At 67.8% G+C, this 3,961-nt stretch carries 5 protein-coding genes, 1 tRNA gene and 1 pseudogene; 2 read left to right on the top strand and 5 right to left on the bottom strand.

The features are described from left to right. The first annotated feature begins 36 nt into the window (after window positions 1-36). Both ACY5KJ_RS08275 and ACY5KJ_RS08270 read left to right on the top strand, forming a co-directional pair. Window positions 37-819: a hypothetical protein gene (locus tag ACY5KJ_RS08275; RefSeq protein ID WP_462203111.1), complete on the top strand. Its 783-nt coding sequence runs from the start codon at window positions 37-39 to the stop codon at window positions 817-819. Between the two features lie 179 nt (window positions 820-998). Further along, a tRNA-Glu gene (locus ACY5KJ_RS08270) sits at window positions 999-1,071 on the top strand. A 447-nt stretch (window positions 1,072-1,518) separates the two neighbouring features. Here the strand turns inward: ACY5KJ_RS08270 and ACY5KJ_RS08265 are convergent. The 5 genes and pseudogenes from ACY5KJ_RS08265 to ACY5KJ_RS08245 all read right to left on the bottom strand — a co-directional run. Beyond that, window positions 1,519-1,977: a PIN domain-containing protein gene (locus tag ACY5KJ_RS08265; RefSeq protein WP_462186983.1), complete on the bottom strand. Its 459-nt coding sequence runs from the start codon at window positions 1,975-1,977 to the stop codon at window positions 1,519-1,521. Then, a complete protein-coding gene (locus tag ACY5KJ_RS08260) occupies window positions 1,967-2,236 on the bottom strand; it encodes a type II toxin-antitoxin system Phd/YefM family antitoxin (RefSeq protein ID WP_462186982.1) in 270 nt (89 codons plus the stop codon). The genes ACY5KJ_RS08265 and ACY5KJ_RS08260 overlap by 11 nt, the downstream gene beginning before the upstream one ends. A 392-nt stretch (window positions 2,237-2,628) precedes the next feature. Further along, window positions 2,629-3,054, bottom strand: a complete 426-nt coding sequence (locus tag ACY5KJ_RS08255; protein ID WP_462186981.1) for a PIN domain-containing protein — start codon at window positions 3,052-3,054, stop codon at window positions 2,629-2,631. Then, window positions 3,051-3,272: a type II toxin-antitoxin system VapB family antitoxin gene (gene vapB / locus ACY5KJ_RS08250; protein WP_462186980.1), complete on the bottom strand. Its 222-nt coding sequence runs from the start codon at window positions 3,270-3,272 to the stop codon at window positions 3,051-3,053. Before vapB ends, ACY5KJ_RS08255 begins: the two co-directional genes overlap by 4 nt. Before the next feature lie 293 nt (window positions 3,273-3,565). Next, window positions 3,566-3,961 (bottom strand): annotated as a pseudogene (locus tag ACY5KJ_RS08245) (hypothetical protein); the annotation flags it as partial.

The raw sequence follows: 3,961 nt of genomic DNA, 5'->3' as shown, positions 1-3,961 counted from the left end.
GGCGCCGATGACCAGGGCTGGGGGCGGAAGTCGGCTGTGCCCGGTTTCCGGCCCAGTACCAGCGCCTTCCGGTTCACGAACAGCTTCGCTCCGCAACCGTTGCTGGCCGTTTCGGCGCCATGGTCGACTCGGCGGCTGGGCCTCGGCGACGCCAGCCGGGGCCTGTGCGGCGGGATGATCTACGCTGTGCGTGATCTGTTCGAGGCCGGAATCGGGCCGCCGCCTGACGTCGTGGCGCCGGCCGTCGGGTCCCCGCTGTACGCGTACCTCGTCCGCCGCCTGCTGGAGAGCTTCGACATCCCGCGGGGGGTGGCCCGCTACTACCGGCTCATGCAGGGTGCCGACGCCGACGCCAACCGGGGGATCCGGGTCCGGCCGGGGGTCGCGCGGACGAGCCTGGCGGACGAGTGGCCACGGATCCGGCTCGATCTGGACGAGGGGTTGCTGTCCCCGATCGGGATCATCACGGTGCGGTCCTCCGATCCGCGGCTGCTCGGCCTGAACCATCAGGTGCTCGCTTACGCCTATATCCAGGCCGGAACGTCGATTACGCTCCGTGTCTATGATCCGGACACTCCCGGGGACCGGGCCGACGAGGTCACGCTGAGTTTCGATCTCGCCGAGGTCCATGGTCGCGGCGATCCCGCCGGGCCGGCGCGGATCGAGCACTCGATCGCGATCGGGGGGCGGCCGGTCCGAGCCTTCTTCCGTTCCCGCTACCGATGGGTCGACCCGCGCCGCGCCATCGCGCCCGCGGCCGGCCGCCCCGCGGGGCAGGAGGCGCCGCCGGGCCGTTCACGCCTGGAGAAGGGTCGGTGACGCGGCAGCCGGGTGGTCGGCTGGCCGGCCAGGGGAGCGTTCCCACGGGGATGCCGAGCGGTCGGGATGGCCCGGGAAGGGTTTGTCGTCCGACCGGGCCATCCCCTATGCTTGCGGTGTTTCAGACGATCGACGTCGCGGCTGGGCGGATGCGCAGCCTCGCTGAGGGTCGTCGCCGCGCCCCCATCGTCTAGCGGCCCAGGACGTCGCCCTTTCAAGGCGGTAGCACGGGTTCGAATCCCGTTGGGGGCACGGATAGTAGTTAATAGGTTATTTTGTGTAATCAGCCGAGGTGCCTCCGAGCGGCAGCGATGACAGCAAATTGATCGACTGCTTCTTCAAGTTATCAATCATGCCGTCCGTAATGTCAGATTATGTGACATTCATTCCTGATGTACCGCGGTGCAAGGCCCTCGCCGCCTTGGTTGCACGGGGGAGACCTCGGCGATGATCCCCGTTGAGCCAGCGGCCGGATGCAGGTGTGTCATCTGGGCCAGGCCCCGGAGGAACTTCAGTGGCGACTGTTCGAGATCACCCAGCTCACCGTACGTCTCCATTCGGACAGTGACCGCGTCACCCTTCACATCAAACTGCCCAGCGACTACCAGCGCCCACCGCCGAAGGGGCAACGGCCAGCCGGCCGGTGAGATCCACCCGGATGTGGCCTGTCCGGGCCCACCCGACGACAGTCCTGAGCGCTTACCGGTCGCCGGGGGTCTTGGAGCGGGTGACGGGGACGACGGTGAGGAGATCGTCCAGCCCTGTGAAGTCGTCGGGGTTGGTGGTGTACAGCGGTAGGTCCTCGGCGATCGCGATAGCGGCGATCATCAGGTCGGCCACGCGCCGTCGGGGCTTGCGGCCGGCGCTGATCACGGCAGCGCAGACCCGGCCATAGATACGGGCGGCTTCCGCGTCGAACGGGATCGCGTCGAACTCGTTCTCCGCGCGCTGCAGCACATCCAGCCGCCGGGCCCGTTCGGCGTGCTCGTCGTACTCGTTCTGCTCCTCGTTCCGGCGCACCTCGTGCGGGCCCGCGGACAGCTCCGCCAGCGTGACGGCGGTGATCGCCATTTCGGCGGGCAGCTCCTCGGGATCCACCCATCTGCGCAGGATCATGATGTTCGTGTCGAGCAGCCCCTGCGCGTGGTCACCGGCCATACGGGTCGTCCGCTTCCTGCTCTGCCGTGGCGTCCTGGTCGGCGCGGAAGGCGTCCAGGAAGATGTCGGGGGCGCTGCGGGACATCGCCGCGAACTCGCTGCGGGACACAAACCGCCTGCGGCGCCGCAAGGGGACCAGTTCGCCGATCTGGTGTCCGTCACGAGTGACCGTGAACGCCTGGCCGCTCTGGACCGCGTCCATGATCTCCTTGGACCTGCTGCGCAGGTCACGCTGGGTGATCTCAGGCTGTGCACTCATACACGTATGATATCCGAGCGGTGCCACAAGGTGCTACCTGGTGGCACCTTGTGGGATGCGGCAGTGGAAGGACTCCGGGATGTCGGTAATCGACCTCACTGCCGGCCGGGAGTCCCGTTCGCACGCGCATCCGTTCCGATGCCGTGGGGATACGGCCGGCACGGCGTCACCGGGCCGTTCTCAATGGCCCTTGACACCTGCACTATTCTGTGTTGGTTCCCGTTGGGGGCACACTTCGATCAGCAGCCTGAAGCGCTTGCCTACCAGGCGTTTCAGCCTCGATGTCCCCCTGGGGCCGTCCGGCTCGCGCCGGTGAACTCCGGTCGGCTGTGCCGAAGTGACGCCGAAGTTCGGCGGCGGCTACCCGTGGGTGGGCGGGCTCCTCCTGGCCGCTACGACAGGCGGAGTCGCTCGGTGGGCTGCCCGGTGACCGCGGCGATCAACTCGAAGTCCTTGTCGACATGCAGCACCACAAGCCCGGCCAGCTCGGCCGTCGCAGCAATGATCAGATCGGGGACGGACGGCGCGCGATGGTGCCCGAGGCCGGCGAGCAGCCCTTGAACCTCCACGGCCCTGGACTCGATCCGGGGCGTCACGTTCTCGACGGGCATCGCCGAGACCGGCGGCCGGCGTAACCTGACACGAAGATCATTGACGGATCTCGCGGAAAAGCCGACCTCCAGAATCGTGACCGTCGTGATACGGACCAGACCTCGCTGGATACGGGACAGCCACAGGTCGGCATCGGGACTCTCGCTCAGCCGGACGAGGGCGGACTTGTCGACAAGCCAACGCTGCGTCTCGGCCGTGGTGGTCACGTCCAGGCCTGCCGCATGACCTCGGGGTCGCTGAGATCACGAAACGCGGCGCTGAACCAGCGCAAGTCGTCCAGGGTCACCGGGGCTATCGAGCGCGCCGCGTCCTGGGCGAGTTGCCGGCGAAGGTACTCGTTGCGAGACAGGCCGAGCCTGGCGGCATGAGCCTCGACGGCGGCCAGCACGTCATCGGGTACGTCACGAATGAGCACGTCGGACATCGACCGCACCTCCAAGGGCTGAACCTGCAGGCGATATCCAATGCTATCAGGACCCGACTGCCCGTACCTGACCGCGTCGCCGCGTCGCCGCGTCATGCCCGGCAGGGCCGAGCCCGGATGGCTTGGCTTCGGACCTGGAAGCACGGTCGACTGTCGATCTGGCCCGTGGTCAAGCCGATCATCGGGAGCGGGCCCCTCGGCCCGGGCGTCGAGGTGCTTCGCCAGTTCCGGGACCTGGGAGCCAGTTCCGGGACCTGGGGAGGTGGAGAGGGGCGCGACGGCGCGCGTGAGGCTCAGGGTCTGCTGGTCCTGTCCGGTGGGGCGCCAGGGTCGGGCTGGTGTCGGCCGGTGATGATCCAGGTGCCGGCGATGATGAGGGACGCGAAGAGCAGGAGTCCCGCGCCGAGGATGGTGAGCAGGATGGCCCGGTCGCGGAAGGTAAGGATCCCGGTGAGGGTGATCTGGAGTGAGCCGACGGCGAAGGCGATGGCGGCGGTGAAGACGGTGACGAGTTCGACGGCGCGGATGGCGGAGGTCTGAAGGGTCCGGCGGAGGTCGCGGTTGGCGGTGTCCTGGTCGCGCCAGCGGGTCTGCTGGCTGGTGGTCCATTCCGCGAGCTCCAGCCCTTTCTGGATGATGCCGCGTTCGCGTAGGTACTGCTCCTGGAGGAGTTGGGAGTCGAAATGAAA

It is taken from the genome of Frankia sp. CcWB3 (assembly GCF_977927595.1).
Note: the sequence above shows the minus strand (reverse complement) of the source record. Positions and strands in the feature narration are given on the sequence as shown.

Coding starts and splice junctions, on each gene's coding strand:
- ACY5KJ_RS08265 (WP_462186983.1), bottom strand. CDS start 1,977: ATGGCCGGTGACCACGCGCAGGGGCTGCTCGACACGAACATCATGATC.
- ACY5KJ_RS08260 (WP_462186982.1), bottom strand. CDS start 2,236: ATGAGTGCACAGCCTGAGATCACCCAGCGTGACCTGCGCAGCAGGTCC.
- vapB (WP_462186980.1), bottom strand. CDS start 3,272: ATGTCCGACGTGCTCATTCGTGACGTACCCGATGACGTGCTGGCCGCC.